This is a genomic window from Micromonospora cynarisoli, assembly GCF_030518815.1.
GTDB classification, from domain to species: Bacteria; Actinomycetota; Actinomycetes; order Mycobacteriales; family Micromonosporaceae; genus Micromonospora; species Micromonospora wenchangensis.
Genome location: NZ_CP130426.1, coordinates 4,729,374 through 4,752,293, shown reverse-complemented (window position 1 = coordinate 4,752,293; position 22,920 = coordinate 4,729,374). Strand labels below are relative to the sequence as shown.

19 protein-coding genes are annotated in these 22,920 nt (G+C 72.2%); 13 read left to right on the top strand and 6 right to left on the bottom strand.

From position 1 onward, the window contains the following. Positions 1–69: 69 nt before the first annotated feature. The 3 genes from Q2K16_RS20525 to Q2K16_RS20515 form a co-directional block, all read right to left on the bottom strand. The gene (locus tag Q2K16_RS20525) at positions 70–1,566 is read right to left on the bottom strand and encodes a hypothetical protein (RefSeq protein ID WP_302739376.1); all 1,497 of its coding nucleotides are present in this window, start codon (positions 1,564–1,566) and stop codon (positions 70–72) included. 108 nt (positions 1,567–1,674) lie between these two features. Next, complete coding sequence (locus Q2K16_RS20520) at positions 1,675–1,941, bottom strand: hypothetical protein (RefSeq protein WP_302739375.1); 267 nt, start codon at positions 1,939–1,941, stop codon at positions 1,675–1,677. 563 nt (positions 1,942–2,504) lie between these two features. After that, positions 2,505–2,984 carry a methylated-DNA--[protein]-cysteine S-methyltransferase gene (locus tag Q2K16_RS20515; protein WP_302739373.1) on the bottom strand — a complete coding sequence of 160 codons (480 nt, stop codon included), beginning with the start codon at positions 2,982–2,984 and terminating at the stop codon, positions 2,505–2,507. Positions 2,985–3,184: 200 nt separating this feature from the next. Between Q2K16_RS20515 and Q2K16_RS20510 the strand changes: the two genes are divergently transcribed. From Q2K16_RS20510 to Q2K16_RS20495, 4 genes are read left to right on the top strand one after another with little or no spacing between them, the layout of a single operon-like run. Next, the gene (locus tag Q2K16_RS20510; RefSeq protein ID WP_302739372.1) at positions 3,185–3,706 is read left to right on the top strand and encodes a SigE family RNA polymerase sigma factor; all 522 of its coding nucleotides are present in this window, start codon (positions 3,185–3,187) and stop codon (positions 3,704–3,706) included. Then, a complete protein-coding gene (locus tag Q2K16_RS20505; protein WP_302739370.1) occupies positions 3,703–4,788 on the top strand; it encodes a TolB-like translocation protein in 1,086 nt (361 codons plus the stop codon). The genes Q2K16_RS20510 and Q2K16_RS20505 overlap by 4 nt, the downstream gene beginning before the upstream one ends. Positions 4,789–4,797: 9 nt before the next feature. Then, entirely contained in the window at positions 4,798–5,340 is a 543-nt protein-coding gene (locus Q2K16_RS20500) for a hypothetical protein (RefSeq protein WP_302739369.1), read from the top strand. Positions 5,341–5,368: 28 nt separating this feature from the next. After that, the gene (locus Q2K16_RS20495; protein WP_302739367.1) at positions 5,369–6,889 is read left to right on the top strand and encodes a flotillin family protein; all 1,521 of its coding nucleotides are present in this window, start codon (positions 5,369–5,371) and stop codon (positions 6,887–6,889) included. A gap of 59 nt (positions 6,890–6,948) precedes the next feature. Here the strand turns inward: Q2K16_RS20495 and Q2K16_RS20490 are convergent, their stop codons facing one another. Then, positions 6,949–8,406, bottom strand: a complete 1,458-nt coding sequence (locus Q2K16_RS20490) for a CCA tRNA nucleotidyltransferase (protein ID WP_088643645.1) — start codon at positions 8,404–8,406, stop codon at positions 6,949–6,951. Between the two features lie 126 nt (positions 8,407–8,532). Between Q2K16_RS20490 and murJ the strand changes: the two genes are divergently transcribed. The 7 genes from murJ (at position 8,533) to Q2K16_RS20455 (ending at position 16,998) form a co-directional block, all read left to right on the top strand. Then, positions 8,533–10,284, top strand: a complete 1,752-nt coding sequence (murJ, locus tag Q2K16_RS20485; RefSeq protein WP_302739366.1) for a murein biosynthesis integral membrane protein MurJ — start codon at positions 8,533–8,535, stop codon at positions 10,282–10,284. 444 nt (positions 10,285–10,728) lie between these two features. Continuing rightward, entirely contained in the window at positions 10,729–12,324 is a 1,596-nt protein-coding gene (locus Q2K16_RS20480; RefSeq protein WP_302739365.1) for a protein kinase family protein, read from the top strand. Positions 12,325–12,367: 43 nt separating this feature from the next. After that, positions 12,368–13,150, top strand: coding sequence for an RNA polymerase sigma factor SigM (gene sigM / locus Q2K16_RS20475; protein WP_489671792.1), 783 nt, complete (start codon positions 12,368–12,370; stop codon positions 13,148–13,150). Beyond that, complete coding sequence (locus Q2K16_RS20470; RefSeq protein WP_302739361.1) at positions 13,147–14,163, top strand: hypothetical protein; 1,017 nt, start codon at positions 13,147–13,149, stop codon at positions 14,161–14,163. Before sigM ends, Q2K16_RS20470 begins: the two co-directional genes overlap by 4 nt. A 178-nt stretch (positions 14,164–14,341) precedes the next feature. Next, on the top strand, positions 14,342–15,292 hold the full coding sequence (gene trxB / locus Q2K16_RS20465; RefSeq protein ID WP_302739360.1) for a thioredoxin-disulfide reductase: 951 nt from the start codon (positions 14,342–14,344) through the stop codon (positions 15,290–15,292). A gap of 37 nt (positions 15,293–15,329) precedes the next feature. Then, entirely contained in the window at positions 15,330–15,653 is a 324-nt protein-coding gene (gene trxA, locus Q2K16_RS20460; protein ID WP_088643651.1) for a thioredoxin, read from the top strand. 190 nt (positions 15,654–15,843) lie between these two features. Continuing rightward, complete coding sequence (locus tag Q2K16_RS20455) at positions 15,844–16,998, top strand: N-acetylmuramoyl-L-alanine amidase (protein WP_302739359.1); 1,155 nt, start codon at positions 15,844–15,846, stop codon at positions 16,996–16,998. Positions 16,999–17,029: 31 nt separating this feature from the next. Here Q2K16_RS20455 and Q2K16_RS20450 read toward each other — a convergent pair whose 3' ends face one another. Further along, positions 17,030–17,695: a GNAT family protein gene (locus Q2K16_RS20450; RefSeq protein ID WP_088643653.1), complete on the bottom strand. Its 666-nt coding sequence runs from the start codon at positions 17,693–17,695 to the stop codon at positions 17,030–17,032. Positions 17,696–17,994: 299 nt separating this feature from the next. Between Q2K16_RS20450 and Q2K16_RS20445 the strand changes: the two genes are divergently transcribed. Further along, entirely contained in the window at positions 17,995–19,302 is a 1,308-nt protein-coding gene (locus Q2K16_RS20445) for an aminotransferase-like domain-containing protein (protein ID WP_302739356.1), read from the top strand. Between the two features lie 7 nt (positions 19,303–19,309). Continuing rightward, positions 19,310–20,305: a D-alanine--D-alanine ligase family protein gene (locus Q2K16_RS20440; RefSeq protein ID WP_145922473.1), complete on the top strand. Its 996-nt coding sequence runs from the start codon at positions 19,310–19,312 to the stop codon at positions 20,303–20,305. 36 nt (positions 20,306–20,341) lie between these two features. On the opposite strand, the gene Q2K16_RS20435 is transcribed toward Q2K16_RS20440, so the two are convergent. Next, complete coding sequence (locus tag Q2K16_RS20435; RefSeq protein WP_302739354.1) at positions 20,342–21,370, bottom strand: hypothetical protein; 1,029 nt, start codon at positions 21,368–21,370, stop codon at positions 20,342–20,344. Positions 21,371–22,920: the final 1,550 nt, after the last annotated feature.

Genomic DNA, 22,920 nt, shown 5'->3' with positions numbered 1-22,920 from the left:
CACCTCGGCGCGACGGTACTGCCGCCCGGGGCGGGTTCCGCAGCAGACCCACCCGCCCCGGGCGGGTACTCAGTCGCGCCTTTTCCTGATTTCGCAGTTCAAGAAGGTGGTTCCGGATTCGACCACCGGCACCGGCGACTCGGGACGTACGGTCTGCTCGTGGAACAGAAGTGCACCGTGATCAGGGTCGATGACGAGCGTGTCCCGGGTGCCCACAGCCTTCTCCCTGGCTTCGCCGTCGATGCTGAACGCCAGTCCCTGTCGACCCGTCGCGTCCATCGACCAGTCACGAAAGACCAGACCGGGCAGGCCGGCAAGCACCCGCAGGACCGCCGCTCGTTGTGCGGAGCCGAGACAGTGCTCCTTGTTGAGGTTGGCTATCCCGCGGACCGTGGCCAGCGACCCGGCCCTTGAACCCGGCGCGGCTCCCTGATCGACCAGGAGTTGCCGGCTCAGCTCCTGGGAGTCCGTCGACGGGTTCGGAACCCGCAGCCGGGTCCGCGTGGAAGCAGTGCACTGTGTCGGCTCAGGCTCCCTCCGGTCGTCCGGGTGGATCAGCGTGCTGGACTCGCAGTCCTGCCCGTCGATGACGGTCCTTCGGAACTCCCGTTTCTCGTAGGCGTCCACCTGGGACGAGGTGGTCGTCCGGGAGACGACCAGCCGGGTGATCACCGCATCCTCCCGGGCCAACGCCGGCTGCGGCGTGACCACTATCCGCTGGCCCAGCACGAAGATCTCGTACTGACCGTCCGTCGCGTCCTCCACCACCGGGCCACCGGCCCGCCCGTTGTTCGGCGAGACCCGGTCGCGCCTGCGGTCGGCCGTCGTCATGCTCAGAAGGACCAGGGAAACAGCGGTCAGTGCCATCGCCGTCAGCCTCTGCCACCGCCACCGGGGTAGTCGTGCGACCGAGGGTTCCCGAGTCCCCTCGATCGCCTCACCCGAGGCGATCACCCCGTCGGCCGCCGGGGCCGGCACGACGGGCGGATCCGGCAACAGGTCGCACGGTTCCGTCTGCTGTTTGCCGAGGCGATCGGCCAGCGCACACCAGGCACGGACCTGACTCTCGTGTGCACCCAGGCAGAGGACGAGGTAACCCAGCGCATCCGGATCGAGGTCGACCTCGCCGGCCAGGATCGCGTCAACCTGCGCTCTTCTCGGCACCGAACCCGACAACGCGCCCTTCAGTCGCTCCCCACTCACCGCGTCGAGTCGCCGTTCGAGTTCCTCGTCGGTCAGCCGCTGCTCCGCCCTGAGCCGACGCAGCGCGACGAGCAGGCCTGACGACGAGACGATGCCGCCGTCCGGTTCGAACCGCTCGGCAGCCTCAACCACCTCCTCGCGAAGTCGTCGCCAGTCGCGCGCGGCCTCGTCGGTGACGCCGATGCCGATGAGGAAGGCGTTCAACGCACGCAACGTAGGGATCTTCCGACCGCCGAGGTTCTCCGACAGCGTGCTCCTGCTCACGTCGCCCTTGCGCGCCACGCGTTTCATGGGCGGCTCACCAGCGGCCAGGTACGCGTCACGCAGCTTCTGTGCGAGTTGGGCGGCCGGGCCGAAGCCCACCACCGGATTCGGCGGCCGGCCCGTCCTCCTGGTTGTCCCGTGTTCGGTTGGCGGTGCCGCCGGGCTCTGCACTCTCGTTCCGACCTTCCTGCGCGCGTAGGACGACCGTCACCGGCCTTCGGGAGTCTGTCCGTCGGATCGACCCGCCAGTCCTGCGACGTCCTGGCCTCCGGGTCCGGTCTCCGCGCCCAGGATGGCGAACAGCCGGCGCAGCGTCCGCCGATGGCTGCGGCCCCAGGTCGGCGACGTCCAGCGGGCCATCTGGACCGCGACGATCCCCAGGATCGCCGGCATGACGACCGCCACCCGCCAGGATCCGCCGTCGCGCATCACCAGCGCCGAGTAGATCATCAGCATGGCCAGCAGAACGGCCACCAGGGCACCGCCGTCGGTCCCACGCCGCCGCGGACGGCCGCCATCCAGCTGGTGTTGAGAAGACATGTCGGAACTCCTTGCCGGCACGACGGTGTCACGTCGCGCGTTGGTTCGTTGGAAGATTCGGAGCAGGGAGTCGGATCCGACGGAACACCGTCGTCGAGCTCCCGCCCGCACCTCCGATCTTGCTCCCCTCACTCGACGAATCTCAACGCCGGACTGAGTCATCACGCAGCTCAGATAATTGCTTGCGGGAACAACATGATGATTGTTCGGAAGGCCGCGGAGGTGGGTTCCTGCTCTTCGGTCACGCCCCCCGAAAAACTCGCCAGATATCTGTGAGCTGGGAATTCATCAACGACCGAGGGGCATGTGCCCGGTTGGCCGACCACCATCCGAGCCAGGGCCCAGGGTTGTCCGGCGGAGATTGCCCAGGCGTCCCACGCCCGGCACGCACTCGCGGCCCTGCAACTCGTCCCGCTGCCGCTGCCCACCCAGGAAAACCGAAAAACACCGGCGTCCACGCCCACCCGGCCCTGCCGCACTGGTCGGCGACCTGATCGTCACGACCAGGCGCGGCGCAGCGCGACCCCGGCCTCCAGTTCCAGCAGGGTCACCTTGCGGGGCAGCCCGCCGCCGAAGCCGACCAGCTTGCTGCCCGCGCCGACGATCCGGTGGCAGGGCATGATCACCGGGACCGGGTTGCGGTTGCAGGCCACCCCGACCGCCCGTGCCGCGCCCGGGTCGCCGACCCGCCGGGCCACCTCGCCGTAGGTGAGCGTCTCCCCGTACGGGATGCGGGTCATCTCCCGCCAGACGGCGCGCTCGAACTCGGACCCGCGCGGCACCGTCACTGGCACGGTGAACCCGGTCAGCTCACCGGCGAAGTACGCCCGCAGTTCCGCGACCGCCCGGCCGGCCAGCCCGTCGGCGGGCTCGTCGTCGGCCGACGCGACCCGGCCGAAGTGCGTGCCACAGACCGCCGTCCCGTCGGTGGCGACGGAGAATTCCCCGATCGGGGAGTCGAGCACGGTCCAGCGCATGCCGACCATTCTTCCCGGCCCGACCGACACCGGGAGCGGGGGCCGGGCCCGGAGCGGGCGCGGGATCGGCCCGCCACGTCGGACCAGCCGGACGTGCCGTCCGTCGTCGCCGGCCACCCCACGGAGCCGACGGCGACGAAACACCAGTGGACGGGGCAAGGTTTTCCCGCCGCCGAGCGTCTTCGGTACGGAGGTGAGCGGTGACCGAAGGCACCGACGGGGAGTTCACCGCGTTCGTCAACGAACGGGGGGACGCGCTGCTGCGCGTCGCGTACGCGCTGGCGGGCAGCCAGCACGCCGCCGAGGACCTGCTACAGAACGCGCTGGCCAAGGCGTACGCCCGGTGGCCCCGGATCCGGGGTGACGCCGAGCCGTACGTGCGCCGGATCCTCTACCACGACCAGGTCTCCGGCTGGCGGCGGCTGGCCCGCCGGCGTGAGGTTCCGGTGGCGGTGCTGCCGGAACGGCCCGGCGAGCGCAACAGCAGCCACGACAGCGAGCTACGGATGCTGCTGCGCGACGCGCTCCGGGCGCTGCCGCCCCGGCAACGGGCGGTGTTGACGCTGCGCTACCTGGAGGACCTCAGCGTCGAGCAGACCGCCGCGGTCCTCGGCTGCCGGGCCGGCACGGTGGCCAGCCAGGCGTCCCGCGCGCTGGCCCGGCTGCGGGAGCTGGTGCCCTCCTTCGACGATCTCGTCAACAGCCCGGAGGTGAAGCGATGAGCCGACGGGCGGAGGAAGCGCTGCGGGCCGCCGTACACGATCTCGCCGACGAGGCGCGGCCGTCGCCCCGGCTGGCCCTGGCGGCGCTGGCCCGGGGCCGACGGCTGCGCATCCGACGCCGGGTCACGGTGGTCGGCGCGGCGGCGGTGGTGGCGGTGGCGGTAGTGGTGCCGTTCGTGCTGCTCCGGCCGGAGCGCCCGGTCCAGCCGGCGCGGCCCACGCCGAGCCCCACCCCCGGCACGACGCTGCTGCCCACCCCCGACGCCGACTGGCCGGCCCGGCCGTTGGCGCTGCCCGGTGGCTGGGTGGTCACCGGCGGCGTGACAGGCGGCAGCGGATACGTGCTGGACCGCACCCGGTCCCGCTACGTCCGTGCCAGCGGGTACGCCGAGGTGTGGCCGGCCCCCGCCGGCACGATCACCGCCGTGCGGGACGAGCAGCGCCCCGGGCAGCTCGGTCTCGCCGACGCGGCCACCGGGAAGCTGCGCTGGCAGCGGGTCCGCGGTGCGGTGGACGTCCAGTGGTCGCCGGACGGACGCCGGTTGGCGGTGACCGTCCTGCGGGGCGGGGTGCACCACCTCGGCGTACTGGAGGTCGGCGGGCGGTACCGGGAGTACCGGATCGACCCGGTCAGGTACCGCTGCACCGACCACTGCGCCTTCACCTGGACCCGGGACGGCCGGGAGGTGACGTTGCCGCTGACCGACAGCTTCGCGTCCCGCTCCGAGCAGCTCCGCCATCCGCGCTGGGGAGTGCAGTTCTTCTCCGCCGACGACGGGCGGCCGACCCGGTTCGTGAAGATTCCCGGCGATCCGGCCGGCCCGTGGTCCTGGTCGCCCGACGGAAATCGGGCGGTGGTCCAGGGGCAGCGGGAGCCGTTGCTGGTCGACGCGGTCGCCGGCACGGTGCTCGGCACACTGCCGGTGGCCGAGGTCGCCTGGGTCGGCGACGACCGGCTGCTCTACCGGCGACCGGGCGGCCGGCGGGACGTCGTGCTCGCCGACCCCGCCGGACACGAGCTGCAACGGCTGCCGCTGCCGAGGGAGTTGACCGAACGGACGGTGTCCGTCGCCCCCAAATGATCACGCGGAATGTTGCGTCGGCTCGCTACCGTGCAGGTCGTGGCCACGGGGACGCTCATCTTTCTGATCATCGGTGGGGCGGGCGTCGGCGTGCTGGCGCTCGCCCTGCTCGGCGGTGAAATCCTCCATTTCGGTCATCCCGACGTCGACGGTCCGGTCTCCGTCGAGGCGGTCGCCGGTTTCCTCGGCGCGTTCGGCTTCGGCGCGGCCATCGTCAACGAACTGCTCGGCGGGGGTACCCCCGGGATGATCGCGGCGGCGGTGGGTGGCGGCACGCTCGCCGCGGTGCCCACCGCGTGGCTGGCGGGGCGGCTGAGCCGGGCGGCGCGCGACATGCGCACCGACGCCACCCCCACCCGCGACGACCTGGTCGGCGCGCTCGGCCTGGTCGTCACCCCGATCCCGGCCGGCGGCTACGGCGAGGTACGGGTACGCGTCGCCGGCCAACCCGTGAAACTCAACGCCCGCGCCGACCGGCCCATCCCGCTCGGCGCGCAGATCTTCGTGGTGCAGACGCTGAGCGAGACCAGCGTGCACGTCGAGACCTACTGACCCCTCTTCTCGCAGAGACGGAACCACCATGCCTCTCCTCATCGCCATCGTCGGCGCGGTCGTCCTCGCCCTCGTCCTCGTGTTGTTCGTGCTCTCCCGGATCAAGGTGGCCGGCCCGAACGAGGCGTTCATCGTCACCGGCCGCAAGGGTCGGACCACGCAGACCGCCGACGGCGGCCGGTCCACCGACAACTCCGGCCAGAAGGTCGTCCTCGGCGCGTCGGTCTTCGTCCTGCCGGTGGTGCAGAAGCTCCAGTCGCTCGACCTGTCCAGCCGCCGCATCGACGTCGGCATCCGGGGCGCGGTCAGCAAGCAGGGCATCCGGGCCGACCTGCACGGTGTCGCCATCGTCAAGGTCGGCGGCACCGAGGACGCGATCCGCGCCGCCGCCCAGCGGTTCCTGCACCAGCAGGACGAGATCGACAACTTCACCCGGGAGGTGCTGGCCGGCGCGCTGCGCTCGATCGTCGGCCGGCTCACCGTCGAGGAGGTCATCCGGGACCGGGCGGCGTTCGCCAACGCGGTCGCCGAGGAGGCCGAGCACTCGATGACCAACCAGGGGCTGGTGCTGGACACCTTCCAGCTCCAGGACATCCTGGCCGAGGGGTCGTACCTGCAGGATCTCGGGCGGCCGGAGGCGGCCCGGGTGCTCAAGGACGCGGCCATCGCCGAGGCGCGCGCCCGGCAGCAGGCCGAGCAGGAGCGGCTGCTGGCCGAGGAGGCGATCGCCGAGGCGAACCGGAACCTGTCGCTGAAGCAGGCCGCGATCCAGGCCGAGATCGACGCCGCGAAGGCCAAGTCGGCGGCGGCCGGCCCGCTCGCCCAGGCCGAGCGGGACCAGGCGATCCTCTCCGAGCAGCAGAAGGTGGCCGAGCGTAACGCCGAACTCAAGCAGCGGCAGCTCGACACCGAGGTCCGCAAGCCGGCCGACGCGGCGCGGTACAAGGTGGAGCAGGAGGCGGAGGCGGCCCGCAACGCGGCGGTGCTGAACGCCGACGCGCAGCGGCAGGCCACCATCGCCGCCGCCCAGGCCGCCGCCGAGCAGTCCCGGCTCACCGGTGAGGGTGAGCGGGCCCGCCGGGCGGCGCTGGCCGAGGCGAACGCGATCGAGGGTGCCAAGGAGGGTGAGGCCGAGCAGCGGCGGCGGTCCGCGATCGCCGAGGCGGTCGAGCGGGAGGGGCAGGCCGAGGCCACGGCCATCCTGGCCCGGGGTCAGGCCGAGGCCGACGCGATGGCCCGCAAGGCCGAGGCGTTCGCCGCGTACGGCGAGGCGGCCGTGCTCGACCTGCTGGTCAAGGTGCTGCCGCAGGTGGTCGAGGCGGCCAGCGCCCCGATCGGCGCGATCGACAAGATGACGGTGATCTCGACCGACGGGGCGTCGTCGCTGACCAAGTCGGTGGCCGGCAACGTGGCCCAGGGCCTCCAGCTCGGCTCCGACCTCACCGGCATCGACCTGGCCGGTCTGCTCGCCAAGCTGGGCGCGGCGTCGGCCGGGTCCCCGGCCAACGGCAAGCCGCCGGTCGAGGGCAGCGCGGTCGAGACCCGCTGACCGTATCCGCGACGAGGGGCCGTCCGGCGTGTGCCGGGCGGCCCCTCGTGTCGTTCAGGTCAGCTCAGACCCTGCTCGGCGGCCCAGCGCCGCAGTTCCGCCTCGGCCTCGTCGCGGTCGAGCGGGCCGCGTTCCAGGCGCAGTTCCTTGAGGTGCTGCCAGGCCCGGCCGACCACCGGCCCCGGCGGCACGCCGAGCAGTTCCATGATGGCGTTGCCGTCCAGGTCGGGCCGGACCCGGGCCAGGTCCTCCTCGGCGGCGATCCGGGTGATCCGCTCCTCCAGGGCGTCGTAGTCGGCGGCGAGCTGGGCGGCCTTGCGCCGGTTGCGGGTGGTGCAGTCGGAGCGGGTCAGCTTGTGCAGCCGGTCCACCAGGTCACCGGCGTCGGTGACGTACCGGCGGACGGCCGAGTCGGTCCACTCGCCCCGGCCGTAGCCGTAGAACCGCAGGTGCAGGCCGACCAGCTTGGTGACCTGGGCGGTGACGTCCTTCGGGTAGCGCAGGGCCTTCATCCGGTTCTTGGTCAGCCGGGCGCCGACCACCTCGTGGTGGTGGAAGCTGACCCGGCCGTCCGGCCCGACCGCCTTGGTGGCCGGCTTGCCGACGTCGTGCATGAGCGCGGCCATCCGCAGCACGAAGTCGCAGCCGTCCGTCTCGTACGACACCGCGTTGCTCACCACGGTCAGGGTGTGCTCGTAGACGTCCTTGTGCTGGGCGTGCTCGTCGATGGTGAGCTTGAGGCCGGTCAGCTCGGGCAGGAACCGGTCGGCCAGCCCGGTGTCGACCAGCAGCCGCAGCCCGGTGATCGGGTCGGCGCCGCACAGCAGCTTGGTGAACTCGTCGCGGACCCGCTCGGCGGTGATCCGGTCCAGGTCGGCGGCCATCGCCACCATCGCCGCCCGCACGTCGGGGTGGACGGCGAAGCAGAGTTGGGCGGCGAACCGGGCGGCCCGCAGCATCCGCAGCGGGTCGTCGCCGAACGACTCGGCGGGCGTGCCCGGGGTACGGATGATCTTTGCGGCCAGGTCGTCCAGCCCGCCGTACGGGTCGGTGAAGCGGTGGTCGGGGAGGCTGACCGCCATCGCGTTGACGGTGAAGTCCCGCCGCTTCAGGTCGTCGGTGAGGTTCGTGCCGTACTCGACGACGGGGTTGCGGCTGACCTGGTCGTACGCCTCAGCGCGGAAGGTGGTGACCTCCAACCGGAGGCCGTCGCGCTGGCAGCCGATGGTGCCGAACTCCCGACCGGTCTCCCAGATCGACTCGGCCCAGCCCCTGACGATCCGTAACGTCTGCTCGGGGTGGGCGTCGGTGCAGAAGTCCAGGTCGTCGCCGAGCCGACCGAGCAGGGCGTCGCGGACGGAACCACCCACCAGGTGCAGTTCGTGGCCGGCACGGGCGAACCGGCGGCCCAGTTCGTCGGCGACCGGGGAGACGCGGAGCAGTTCGGCGACGGCGTTGCGCTGCACGGTGGTCAGTTCGCGGCGTGCGGCGGCGTGGGGTGTGGAGGCTTCGGACATGGGATCGCCAGCCTATCGGGCGGGGACGGGAAGCGATCCGCCGGGCGCGGGTGTCGGGTGCGGGTTGACTATGGTCATGGACGTGCGGACCGGTGCCGGCTCCGACGTACCCCGGGGAGGCTGGAGATGAGCGGCGGGCTCTACCGCAGCGCGAACGCCGCGCAGGGGGGCGACGGGCCCCGGCCGTACGACGGGGCGACCTTCATCTCCGCCGAACCGTTGAACCAGCCGGGGGTGGAGGCGACCGCGCCGCCGCAGGAGGTGGTCGCCGAGACCAGCGCGGCGGCGAACAGCGCGGTGATGGCGGTCGGCAGTCTGGTCAGCCGGGGCACCGGCTTCGTCCGGAACCTGATGATCGGTGCCGCGCTGGGCAGCGCCGTCGGCGACGCGTTCACCACCGCCCAGTTCCTGCCCAACCAGGTGTACGAGTTCCTGCTCGGCGGCGTGCTGACCAGCGTGCTGATCCCGGTGCTGGTACGTCGCCGCAAGGCCGACCCGGACCGGGGCGAGGCGTACGCCCAGCGGCTGCTGACCCTCGCGGTGCTGGCCCTCGCGGTCACCGTGGTGCTGGCCCTGCTGCTGGCCTCGACCCTGACCACGCTCTACGCCGGCGGCAAGAACGAGGCCTACACGGGCCTGGTCACCAACCTGTCGTACCTGATGCTGCCGATGCTGTTCTTCACCGGCGTCAGCGCGTTGATCGCGGCGGTGCTCAACACCCGGGGGCACTTCGCCGCGCCGATGTGGGCGCCGATCCTGAACAACCTGGTCGTCATCGGCACGTTCGGCCTCTACATCGCGGTGTACGGCGCGCAGGCGCTGGGCCCGGAGGACATCGGCTGGGACCGCATCCTGCTGGTCGGCGGGGGCACCCTGCTCGGCGTGGCGGTGCAGGCGGCCGGGCTGCTGCCGGCGCTGCGCAAGGTCGGTTTCCGGTGGAAGCTGCGGTTCGACTTCCGCGAGCTGGGGTTGCGCGAGCTGGCCCGGCTCGGTGGCTGGATGTTCTGCTACGTCGCGGTCAACCAGCTCGGCCTGTTCGTGGTGGTCAACCTGCTCACCCGGGCCGCCGGGGGCGACGAGAACAACGCCGGCCTGCTGATCTACAACAACGTTTTCCTGCTGCTGATGATGGCGCACGGCATCATCGCCGTCTCGATCATCACGGCGCTGATGCCCCGGATGAGCGCAGCCGCCGCCGAGGGCCGGTTCACCGACGTCACCGCCGACCTGTCCCGGGGCACCCGAATGGTGACGGCGGTGTTGGCCCCGATCGCGGTCTGCTACGCGGTGCTGGCCGGCCCGGTCTCCGTGGTGGTCTTCCGGTACGGCGCGTTCACCGGTGACAACGCGCTGGCCACCTCGCTGGTGCTGCTGGTCGCGGCGCTGGGCCTGGTGCCGTTCGCGATCAGCCAGCTGTTCACCTTCGCCTTCTACGCGCTGCCGGACACCCGTACCCCGGCGCTGGTCAACATCCCGGTGGTGATCCTGCGGGTGGCCGTGCAGATCGGGGTCTTCGTCGCCTTCTCGGCCACCTTCGCGGCGGCCGGCATGATGCTCGGCAACGCCATCTCGTACGTCGCGGCGGCGGTGCTCTCGGCGATGCTGCTGCGGCCCCGGGTGGGCCGGATCGGGCTGGGCCGGATCATGCGGACCATGGGCAAGGTGCTGGTGGCGGCGCTCGGCGCGGCGCTGGTCGGCCTGCTGGTGGTCAACCTGCTGCCCGGTGATCCGGGCAACCTGAGCTGGACGGCGGCGGCGGTGCGGCTGGTCCTCGGCGGGGTGGTGATCGGCGGGACGTACCTGGGCCTGGCGATGGTTCTGCGGATCGGCGAGATCACCGAGGTGGTCGCGATGGTGCGGCGGCGGCTCGGCCGCTGACCCGCAGGCCAGCCGGGGCCGGGCAGGGGACACGCAGGGTGAACGAGGATCACCAGCCTGGGGACACGGCTGTGGATAACCTGATGATTGCCCGCTCAGTCACCGTAAAGGGCTGTGGATAACCAACCGTAAGGCTGAGCATGTACGGCCGTTCGGCGGGAACCAGACCTGCCGACACCCGATCGTTCCCGGCGGGTCGGCCCCGAGGTCGACGGTTTGCGACGGGCGTCTAGATTGGCCAGTACATGTGTCAGCAACGTGGGAGAGAGTGGCGTTAAACGGACTTATCGCCCCATACACGACAGGCCGTCGAGCGCGGCGGGAAGATGACATGTCGGTATGACGGGCGGTCCGGGTAAGGTCGCTGTCGACGGACACGGCAGGTGGCCGACGCCCGAGTCGACGCCGCCGGTCGGTTCCATCGACGGCGGAGCGGGAAGCCACATGCCCAGCAGCGCGGGTCCATCGATCGACACGATCACCGAGGGAGGACGGGTGACCCAGGTCGGCGAGGGTCAGGAGGCGGAGGAAACTGCTCCTCCGGTCATGACCTTCGGTGCTCCCACGGCCGGTGAGATCCTCGCCGAGCGGTACGAACTGGTCGAGCACATCAACAACGACAGCGCCGGGCGCCTGGTCTGGCGGGGGGTCGACGTCATCCTGCGCCGGCCCGTGGCGGTGGTGCTCCGCTACCCCGGCGGCGACTCGGCCACCGAGATGCTCCAGGCCGCCGTGGCGGCCAGCCGGGTCATCCATCCCAACCTGGTCGGCGTCTACGACGCGATCGACGAGGAGGTCCGGGCCTACGTCGTCCGGGAGTGGGTCGACGGCCGGTCCCTGCGTGACCTGGTCGCCGAGGGGCCACTGGACCCGGCCCGGGCCACCGCCGTCGGCAACGCGGTCGCCAGCGCCATCGCCGCCGTGCACGCGACCGGGATGGTCCACGGCAACGTGCACCCCGGCACCGTGATGATCAGCGACGACGGCCGGGTGGTCCTGGCCGACGCCCGCACCGACGGCGACGACAGCCAGGAAGCCGACATCCGCGCGGTGGGGGGCGTCCTCTACTTCGCCCTCACCGGGCACTGGCCGCACGCCGAGGCCCCGCTGCGCGGCGCGACCGCCGGCCACGGCCGGGCCGCCATCCCGGACGCCGTCCGCGACGCCAGCGGCGCCATCGCCGCCCCCCGGCAGGTCCGGGCCGGCGTGCCGGCGTACCTCGACGACCTGACGATGGACCTGCTCGACGCCGAGATCGCCCCGCCGTCGTCGGATGTGCTCTCCGCCGAGCTGGGTCGGCTCGACATCCCCGCCGAGGACCACTTCCTCGACCAGACCGGCACCATCCGGTTCACCGCCGACGGCGTCGAGGACCGGTCACCGCTGGCCGCCGCGGGCGGGCGGAAGGTCGCGATCGGCATCGCCGGGCTGCTGGCGGTCGCCCTCGTCGGCCTGCTCATCGGCATCACCACCCTGGGCGGCGGCGACAGCCCGGAGACCGAGCCGGTGGCCCGCCCCTCCAGCAGCGCGCCGGTCGGCGACGCCACCCCGGCCTCCGTGGTGCGCAAGCTCGCCATCCAGGACATTCGGATCATCGACCCGGACAGCCGGGAGCGTGACGAGCTGGGCGACGCCGAGAAGATGATGGACGGCGACGAGGACAAGGGTTGGGAGACCGACACCTACTACTCGGCCAACTTCAGCAACTACAAGAAGGGCATGGGGGTCTGGATCGACCTCGGTGCCCCGCACACGGTCAAGTCGCTCACCGCCACCCTGTCGGACTCCGGCGTCTCCGCCGCGCTGTTCACCGGCAGCGGCGACTTCCCGTCCACCTCGCAGGGCGACAAGGACCTGGTCAAGGGCTTCAAGACCCGGATCGGCCAGCCGTTCGAGCAGCACGACGGCACCAAGATGGCCTTCGACGGTTTCGACCCCGAGCAGAAATACCAGTACCTGCTCTTCTGGATCACCGAGCTGCCCTCCACCGAGCGGGGCTTCAAGCTGGGCGTCCAGGAGATCTCGGTCCAGGGATCGTGATCCGCCGGCCGCGACCCCGTCACCGCCTCCGCCGGGCGTGGTGATGGTCGGTCGCGGCGGGCAGTCACCCGACCCGGCGACCGGTGGGCCGGCGTCGGTCACGGTGTCGCACCCCGAGACCACCGACCTGGACCTGCTCCGCGCCCACGTCGCCGGTGACCGGGACGCCTTCACCGAACTCTTCCACAGGCACCGCGACCGGCTCTGGGCGGTGGCCCTGCGGACCACGGGCGACCGGGAGGAGGCGGCCGACGCCCTCCAGGACGCGCTGCTCTCCGCCCACCGCGCCGCCGGCCGGTTCCGGGGCGACTCCGCCGTCACCACCTGGCTGCACCGGATCGTGGTCAACGCCTGCCTGGACCGGCTCCGCCGTCGGCAGGCGCACCCCACCGTGCCGCTGGCCGACGGCAACCGCACCGACGACGCCCGGGGGACCGGTGGCGTCGAACCGGCCGCCCCGGCCACCGACCACGACACCGCCCTGGTGGTACGCCAGGCGCTGGCCGGGTTGCCGGTCGAGCAGCGGGCCGCGCTGATCCTGGTGGACGTGCAGGGCTACCCGGTCGCCGAGGTCGCCCGGATACTCGGCGTGGCCGAGGGCACGGTGAAGAGCCGGTGCGCCCGGGGCCGGGCCCGGCTGGCCGGCGTACTGGGGCACCTGCGTACCGGCGGGGAGCAGCAGTCGAGCCGACCGACCGGGGTGGACGGGGCCCGCCGGACGGGTCGGGACGTTCCCGACGTCACACCCGGGAACCGGCAGCCGGCCACCGGCGTCCGATCGGGGTCGGGGCGGGCCCGGCGGGACGCCATCCAGGAGGAGACGTGACGGGCCGGGAGTTCAGGGAGGTCGACCACGACCTGCTCGCCGACTACGTGGGCGGGGCACTGGACGGCACCCCGGAGCACACCGTCGTCGCTCGCCTGGTGGCCGAGGACCCGGCCTGGGCCGACGCGTACGCCGTCCTGTCGCCCGCCGCGGCCCGGGTGCACGACGCGTTGGCCGGTTGGGGCGCCGCCGCACCGGAGATGCCCCTGGCCGTGGTGGAACGGCTCACCGCCGTGCTCGCCGGTGCCGGTCCGGCCGTCGACCCGCCAGCCGAGGACGACGCCACGCCCCGCCGGGCCGCGCGACCGGCCGCACCGGGCGACGTCCGGCCGGTCGGGGCGGGTGGCCCGGTGCCGACGCAGCCGGGCGGCCGGCGTACCCCCGGCGGTCGTCCCGGTGAGGGGCGTGCCGATCCGTCGGGCCCCGGCCGGCGGCGACGCTGGGCGCGGCTCGCCGGGCCGGTGACCCTCGCCGCGGCGTCGCTGGCCGCGGTGGGCTTCGGCGTCGCCCACCTGGTCGACGGCACGACCGACCGGGACGCGCCGACCTCGATGGCCGGCCCGGTGCAGGAGAACGCCGAGCGCGGGTTCCGGTTCAGCGGCGAGACCCGGCGCAGCGGCGTCGACTGGTCCCCGTCGACGCTGCGGGGCACCACGGACGCCCCGTTGGCCCAACCCGTCACCCCGCCGGGCCTCCAGCCCGGTGACGAAACGGGGATCACCACCCAGACCAGCCCCGGCGCGCCGGAGAGCAAACGGCTCGCCGCCCCCGCCGGACTGGACCGGCTGACCGGGCGGACGGCGCTCGACGCCTGCCTCGCCGACATCGCGTCCGCGCACCAGCGTGGGCCGGTCACCGTCGAGGTCGTCGACTACGCCACGTTCAACGGCGAGCCGGCGCTGGTGGTCCACTTCGCCGATTCCACGGGCGCGCGGTGGGCGTGGGTGAGCGGCGCGGAGTGCGGTGTGCCGGGGTCCGGCGCGGACACCCGCTACCAGTCGCGGGTAGGGTGAGGGCCCGGTCCACCACTCGTCCCGCATCGCGTGACGTGACCCACCGGACGACCGGTCCGGGAATCCCCGGTTCGTACGATGACGTTCTGCAAGTCAGCCGCCGACGTCGTTGAACCGTCGGCGCTCGGATCGACGTCGGTGCGCCGCCGATGTCGTACACACACATCGGGAGACGGCAGTGGACGAGGTCCGCAACCTGATCATCATCGGCTCCGGGCCGGCCGGGTACACGGCGGCGGTCTACGCCGCGCGCGCCAACCTCAAGCCACTCGTGATCGAGGGTGTGCAGTCCGGCGGGGCGTTGATGACCACGACCGAGGTGGAGAACTTCCCCGGTTTCGCCGACGGCATCCTCGGCCCCGAACTGATGGACAACATGCGCAAGCAGGCCGAGCGGTTCGGTGCGGAGTTCCTGACCGACGACGTCACCCGGGTCGAGCTGAAGGACACCGGCGACACCGGCTCCGACGCGGTCAGCACCGTGTGGGTCGGGCAGACCGCCTACCGGGCCAGGGCCGTCATCCTCTCCACCGGCTCGGCCTGGCGTCCGCTGGGCGTGCCGGGTGAGCAGGAGTACCTGGGCCACGGCGTGTCGTCCTGCGCCACCTGTGACGGGTTCTTCTTCCGCAACCAGCACATCGTGGTGGTCGGCGGCGGCGACTCCGCGATGGAGGAGGCCAGCTTCCTCACCCGGTTCGCCGAGTCGGTCACCATCATCCACCGGCGCGACTCGTTCCGGGCCAGCAAGATCATGGCCGACCGCGCCCTGAGCAACGGCAAGATCCGGGTGGAGTGGAACAGCACCGTCGAGGAGGTGCTCGGCGACGACGGCAAGGTGACCGGCGTCCGGGTCCGCAACGTGCACACCGGCGAGGTCAAGGTGCTCGACGTGACTGGCGTCTTCGTGGCGATCGGCCACGACCCGCGCAGCGAACTCTTCCGCGGCCAGGTCGAGCTGGACGACGAGGGTTACGTGAAGGTGCAGTCGCCGAGCACCCGCACCAGCGTGCCGGGTGTCTTCGCCGCCGGTGACGTGGTCGACCACACCTACCGGCAGGCGATCACCGCCGCCGGCACCGGCTGCGCCGCCGCGCTCGACGCCGAGCGGTTCATCGCCACCCTGAGCTGAACGACTGCAACGCCACAACTGAGAAGGAGGGTCAATAGTGGGAGCGACCAAGGTCGTCACCGACGCCAGCTTCACCGCTGACGTACTCAAGTCCGACAAGCCGGTCCTGGTGGACTTCTGGGCCGAGTGGTGCGGGCCGTGCCGTAAGGTCTCGCCGCTGCTGGAGGAGATCGCCGGCGAGATGGCCGGCCAGGTCACCATCGTCAAGCTCAACATCGACGAGAACCCGGAGACCGCCCGCGCCTACCGGGTGATGTCCGTGCCGACCCTCACCATCTTCAAGAACGGCGAGCCGGTGCAGTCGATCGCCGGTGCCAAGCCGAAGGGCGAACTGGTCCGGCTGATCGAGTCGGCGCTGTAACCCCCGACCCACCACCGGAACCCCGCACCCCACCGGGTGCGGGGTTCCGGCTGTTCCGGGCCCTGACCTGCACGAACCACCGGCCTGCGGCAACCGGCCACGGTACGCTCCGTAAGCGCTGGTCCTACCGGACGCGCAAGCGTGGCCGTCAGCGAAGGTGCCCGGCAGCCAACCTCTGAGGGGGTCCTGCGTGCGTCCGATCCGACCCGGTGACCGCGGACCGGCAGTGACCGAGATCCGTGCCGTCCTGACCGGCCTGGACCTCCTCGCCGCGCCCGGCGACGAGTTCGACGCCGCCACCGAACGGGCCGTCCGGGCCTTCCAGCAGTCCCGTGGGCTCAGCGCGGACGGGCGGGTCGGTGCCGAGACGTGGCGGGCCCTGGACGCCGCCCGCTGGCGGCTCGGTGCCCGCACCCTCTACCACGCGGTGCCCGACCCGCTGATCGGCGAGGACGTCCGGTCCCTGCAGGAACGCCTGCTGGAGATGGGGTACGACGTCGGCGGCGCCGACGCCGTCTACGGCGTACGCACCTCCCGGGCGGTGGCGCAGTTCCAGCGGGAGGTGGGGCTGAAACCGGACGGCTCCTGCGGGCCGTACACGATGGGCGCGCTGCGCCGGCTCGGCCGCAAGGTGGTCGGCGGACGACCCCAGTGGCTACGCGAATCCGACGCGATCCGGCAGTCCGGACCCACCCTGGTCGGGCGCACCGTGGTCATCGACCCCGGCCACGGCGGCACCGATCCGGGGGTGGTGGTGCCCGACGGGACGCTGCGCTGGACCGAGGCGGACCTGGCGCACGACCTGGCCAGCCGGCTGGAGGGGCGGCTCGCCGCAGCCGGCGTCCGGGTGCAGCTGACCCGGGGGCCCGCACCCCGGACCTGCCTGCCGGACATCGACCGGGCGGAACTGGCCAACTCCCTCGGGGCCGACGTGTTCATCTCGCTGCACACCGACGGCCACGCCAACCCGGCCGCCGACGGGGTCGCCACCTACCACTACGGCACCGACAACGGCGTCACCTCGGCCACCGGGGAACGGCTCGCCGGGCTGGTGCAGCGGGAGATCGTGGCGCGGACCGGGCTGCGCGACTGCCGTACCCACGCCAAGGCGTGGGACCTGCTGCGGCTGACCAGGATGCCCGCCGTGCGGGTCGAGGTGGGCTACCTGACCTCGCCGCAGGATCGGGCCCGGCTGGTCGACCCCCGGTTCCGGGACCGGATCGTCGAGGCGCTCGTCGCGGCCGTACAGCGGATGTTCTTCCCGGTCGAACGGGACGTGCCGACCGGCTCGATCGACGTCAGCGCGCTCCGCGCGGTGGTGGCGGCCGGCGCGGTCCGCGACTGAGCCGGGCGCGGCCCGGGTCGGCGCGGCCCGCTCAGCCGGCGCTGGAGCGGGTGGCCGGGGCGGGGCGCACCGGCCGCAGCAGACTCTCCGGGCTCATCGAGCCGAGCAGCTTCTCCAGCGCGTACTCGACGTCGGACTTCCAGCTCAGCGCCGTGCGCAACTCCAGGCGCAGGCGCGGGTAGCGGGGGTGCGGGCGGACCGTCTTGAAACCGACCGACAGGAAGAAGTCGGTCGGGGCGACGCAGGCCCGGGTGTCGTCCGGCTCGTCACCGAACTTCGCGTCGCCGAACGCCTCGATCGCCTTGATGCCCCGCTTCGTCAGGTCCCGGGCGACACCCTGCACCAGCATCCGGCCCAACCCGCCCCCGGCGAAGGCCGGCACCACGTTGGCGGTCATCAGCAGCGCGGCGTCCGCCGAGACCGGCGAGGTCGGAAACGCCATCGACCGGGGTACGTAGGCCGGCGGCGCGTACATCACGAACCCGGCCGGCATCCCGTCGACGTACGCCAGCTTGCCGCAGGAACCCCACTCCAGCAGCGTCTGGGAGACCCACGCCTCCTTCTCCAGCCCCGGGTCGCCGTTCGCGCAGGCCCGCTCGGCGGAGACCGGGTCCAGCTCCCAGTAGACGCACTGCCGGCACGGGCGAGGCAGGTCTTCCAGGGTGTCGAGGGTCAGACTGACCAGACGTCGCGACATCAGCGCATCCCCACACTCAGGCTCGGAGGCGAGACCAGCCCGCGGCGGCAGCATCGCCCGCTGCGTCCCCGACGAGCGATCGTACGCCGCCTGCCGACCGTACGGGAGGGGACGCGCGAATGGCCACCCGGGACGGGGACGGGACGTCCGGGATGTGGACCCGACCCGGATCGTGACCGGCGACCCGCTGGGCGGGGACTACGATCGGTCGACCGGCGTCCCGCGCCGCCATGGTCACCGGCACCGCGCGGGTACCCCAGCGGGCGGGAGCCCGACCGACACCCGATCGAGGTGATGTCATGACCGGAACGACGCTCGACGACTACACCGACCGGTACGCCCGGCGGGTCCGGGGCATGACCGCCTCGGAGATCCGGGCGCTCTTCGCGGTCGCCAGCCGGCCGGAGGTCGTCTCGCTCGCCGGTGGCGCACCCTACATCGCCGCGCTGCCGCTCGACGCGGTCGGCGAGATGCTCGGCAGGCTCGGCTCCGAACTCGGTTCCACCACCCTCCAGTACGGCATCGGCCAGGGCAGCCTGGAGCTGCGCGAACGGATCTGCGAGGTGATGGCGCTCTCCGGCATCGACGCCTCCTGCGGCGCCTCCCCCGACGACGTGGTGGTCACCGTCGGCGGGCAGCAGGCGCTCGACCTGGTGGCCCGGCTCTTCCTCGACCCGGGTGACGTGGTGCTCGCCGAGGGCCCGACGTACGTCGGCGCACTCGGGGTGTTCCAGGCCGCCCAGGCCCAGGTCGTGCACGTGCCGATGGACGACGACGGGCTGATCCCGGAGGCCCTGGAGGTGGCCATCGCCGACCAGGCCCGCGCCGGCCGGCGGGTGAAGTTCCTCTACACCATCCCCACCTACCAGAACCCGGCCGGCGTGACGCTCAGCGACGAACGGCGGGAACGGGTGCTGGACATCTGCGAGCGGGCCGGCCTGCTGGTGGTCGAGGACGACCCGTACGGCCAGCTGGGTTTCGAGGGCGACGCGCCCACGCCGCTGCGCGCCCGCCGCCGCGACGGGGTGTTCTACCTGAGCACCTTCTCCAAGACCTTCGCACCCGGGCTGCGGGTGGGCTGGATCCTCGCCCCGCACGCCGTCCGCGACAAGCTGGTCATCGCCAGCGAGGCGCAGATCCTCTGCCCGAGCGCCTTCGCGCAGGCCGCCGTCTCGACGTACCTGTCGACGATGCCCTGGCGCGAACAGCTCAAGGTCTACCGGGAGATCTACCGGGAGCGGCGGGACGCGCTGCTCGGCGCGCTGCACGACCAGATGCCCGAGGGCACCACCTGGACCAGGCCCACCGGCGGGCTGTTCGTCTGGGCCAGCCTGCCCGACGGGCTGGACGCCAAGGCGATGGTGCCGCGTTCCATCGCCGCCCGGGTCGCCTACGTGCCGGGCACCGGCTTCTACGCCGACGGCACCGGCACCGGCAACATGCGGCTCAACTTCTCCTTCCCCACTCCGGAACGGATCCGCGAGGGGGTGCGCCGGCTGGCCCGGGTGATGGAGCAGGAGCTGACCATGCGGCAGGTCTTCGGGGCGGTCACCCCGACCGGGAGCCGGCGGGGTGGTCCCGACGTCCCCGGCCCCGACTTGGCATGATTCCGGCATGGCTGCCACCCCCGTCGAGCGTTCCCTCGTGACCGGTTCCACCGCCGCCGACCTGCACGTGCTCGTGCTCGCCGGCGGCCTGTCGTACGAGCGGGACGTCTCCCTACGGTCCGGCCGGCGGGTCCTCGACGCGTTGCGCAGCGCCGGGGTGGAGGCGGAGCTGCGGGACGCCGACGTGGCGTTGCTGCCCGCGCTGGCCGCCGACCCGCCCGACGCGGTGGTGATCGCCCTGCACGGTGCGACAGGCGAGGACGGTTCGCTGCGCGGCGTGCTCGACCTCTGCGACGCGCCCTACGTCGGTTGTGACGCGCGGGCCGCCCGGCTGGCCTGGGACAAGCCGTCGGCCAAGGCGGTGCTGCGGGAGAACGGCATTCCCACCCCCGACTGGGTGGCCCTGCCGCACGACCGTTTCTCCGAGCTGGGCGCGGTGGCGGTGCTCGACCGGATCGTGGACCGGCTCGGACTGCCGCTGATGGTCAAGCCGACGCAGGGCGGCTCGGGCCTCGGCGCCGCCGTGGTCAAGGACGCCGCAGCCCTCCCGGCCGCGATGGTCGGCTGCTTCGCGTACGACTCGACGGCGCTGGTCGAGCGGTACGTGGCCGGCATGGACGTCGCGGTGTCCGTGCTCGACCTGGGCGACGGCCCGCAGGCGCTGCCGCCGGTGGAGATCGTCCCCCGCAACGGCGTGTACGACTACGCGGCCCGCTACACCGCCGGCCGCACCACCTGGCACGCGCCGGCCCGGCTCGATCCGGCCGTGGCCGGTGCGGTGGCCGAGGTGGCGTTGGCCGCGCACACCGCGCTCGGGCTGCGTGACCTGTCCCGCGTCGACCTGATCGTCGACGGGGACGGCCAGCCGCACGTGCTGGAGGTCAACGTCTCGCCCGGCATGACGGAGACGTCGCTGCTGCCGTTGGCGGTCCAGGCGGCCGGGCTGGACCTCGGCCGGGTCCTCGGCACGCTCGTCGGTCGGGCCGCCGCGCGCCGCTCCTGACCCACCGCTGTTCACCGGCTCGCGGCCGGGGCTCCGTCAGCGTCGGGCGGTGCCCGGGGTGACGGTGTCGCCGCTGCCCTGCCCGGTTCCGGCCGGGTCGTCGGTCCCGGTGGTCCCGGCGTCGTCGGGGCCGCTCGTGGCCGGACCGGTGCCGGGGTTTCCTGCCGGGCTTTCCGGGTGGGCTGCGGCCCCGGCGGGCTGACCGGCGGCGTCCCGGTCGGTCTCCGGGTCGAGGCCCTCGCCCAGGGTGATGTCGCCGCCCGGCGTGCGGTTGCCCGGCGTCTCCGCCGTAGCCTTCCCCGTCGCGGTGTCCTCCTCGGCGGCGTCGGTCGAAACTCCGAGCGGTGTGGGCAGGTGCGGGCCGGCCTCGTTCTCCGTGACGGGGAGCGGCGTCTCCTCCTCCGACTCGATCACCGACACGGCTTCCTCGGCGGCTGCCGCTGCTGCCTCGGCCGACGACTGCGCGGCGATGCTGGAGGGCGTCTGCCACTGGATGCGCGGCGGCTCGGCGAGCGGGCGTCCACCGAACTCGGCCAGCCAGGCCGCGACATGCGCGAGGTTTTCCCGCCACTGGGATTCCGAGATGGGGGGCAGGATCGAGTCCCAGAGCGACAGGAACGTGCCACGCAGTTGGAGCCGACCGTACGGCCGGGCCAGGAACCACATGTGCAGATGGGCGGACCCGTCACCCCACCGGTTCACGTGCACCCGGGCGACACCGTCGAGCGAGCGGATGGCGCGCTCCAGTCGAACGGTCATCACCCCGAGTTCGGCGGCGAGCAGGTTGGGCAGGTCACCCAGGTCGAGGTGGGACCGCGACTCCAGGATGAGCACCATCGGCAGGCCGGTGGGACGGTCCATCGCCCGTACCCGCCAGCGCTCACCCACCCAGATGTACGCGTCGTCCGGCGCGTTACAGGCGATGCATTCCCGGAGTCCTTCGCCCTTGCGGGGAGGCTCGACCGCTACCGGCTCGTCGAGCTGCTTGACCCGGAGGTCACCTTCGAAGGGAAACGAGGGCCACTGGGTGAAGTCCGGGACCGAGGGGGGAGGGGTGTCGTGCACGACGCTGACCCTAACCGAGACGAGGACCGCTGTCCCTACCCCGAACGCCGCTGATCATGAGGGGATTTCAGTCAACGGGAGGCGTCGACAGGTGCGGCCGGAGCGGCGTCACGACGGTTGTCCACAGGCTGATGAGATCACCACCACACCCCGTCATCCACAGGCTGGGGAGGGTTCTGACGCGCTGTTTCACGTGAAACGGATGCGGCCTGTGGAAAACTTCTGTGGATAACTCCGGTGCTTCATCCACAGCACTGTTCACAGGAACCAGGGGTCCGTCTTCCTCAACGATCGAGGGGTTCGCCGGGCTGCTCGGTTGCCGCCGATTCTCTGACGGGCACCGGCTCACGGGTCCATTGCCTCGTTGATCTTTCGCCCCTGCACACGAGGGCGGACGGCTGGGAGGCGATCCCGGCGGGGACATCTGTCACCACGTCGACCGCTTCATTCTCGTCGACCGGCTGATGCTGAGGCGGCGGTGAGCCGGTCGGTGCGTTTCACGTGAAACAGCACCGGCTGAGCGGCGGGGGTGTGGAGCCTGAGGTGCCCCCTGGTGGCGTGGTCGAACACCGGGCACCACTTGCCCCTGGGCGGCCTCAAGTCACACGTGCTCGCTTGCCGGTGCCGTGGCCCTTCCACACCGACATCGGCAGCGGCTTCGTAACCAAGCGTCGGGGTCAAAACTGAAGACCGTCGGAACACCTGGGAGGGCAGCGGGGAACGCCTCCGGATGGTCGACACGTCGGCGGCCTGACTGGCCGGATGGGTGAGCGGTACGCGGGTGTTGACGGAAGCCCGTGTGGAGGCCCCGCGGGCTGACTCCTACCGGCGGGCGGCGGGCGGCGGGCGGCGGGCACCCGTAGGGGCCCTCTGTTCCACGTGAAACGTTGCGGCGTCGGACACTTCTGCTCGTGCTCTCGACGCCCGTCGGATGTGGCCATTGGCCGACCCCCCTCAGATCAACCGTGCCGGCCTCTGCGCCTCCCAGACGGACCCAGTTGCGGATCGCGGCGTTCACTACGCTCCAGGCGATCTGAGCGGTCAGTACGGTGCCCCTGACCGATGGCCCAGGCTTCGACTCGGCGGCACCGACTGGCGAACCCGAGATATCGTCGGCCGCGAGCAGAGCCACGGGAGTCGTCGTGTCGGCCAGGAGGTCTACTCCGACCTCTCGAACCTACTGGCCGGCCCACTCGCGCCCAGCAGTCGCAGGACTCCTGGTTCACGACGGATCGCGCCGCCGCCGCTCCCGGCACTGGGCCGCCGCCATCACGTTCAGCATCGCGCCGAGTCCGGCCCGGCCCTCGCAAGGCACATCAACCAGGACAGTGGGTGGAGCGAGACGCCGGTTGTGCGGACCGGGCAGTTGTAGACCGCGCCGGCCCTGCCCGCATCGTCTCGCCGCTCCGGTACCAGTACAACCCCCGTCACCGATAGCACCGAGTTGGCCGACCTTCCCGACCTCTGGGCCCCCGCCTCTGGGCCCGACCCTCAGCTCTCCCAACGCTCGCGCCCGACGATTCTGATCGTCGGCGATGGCTCCGGTGCCG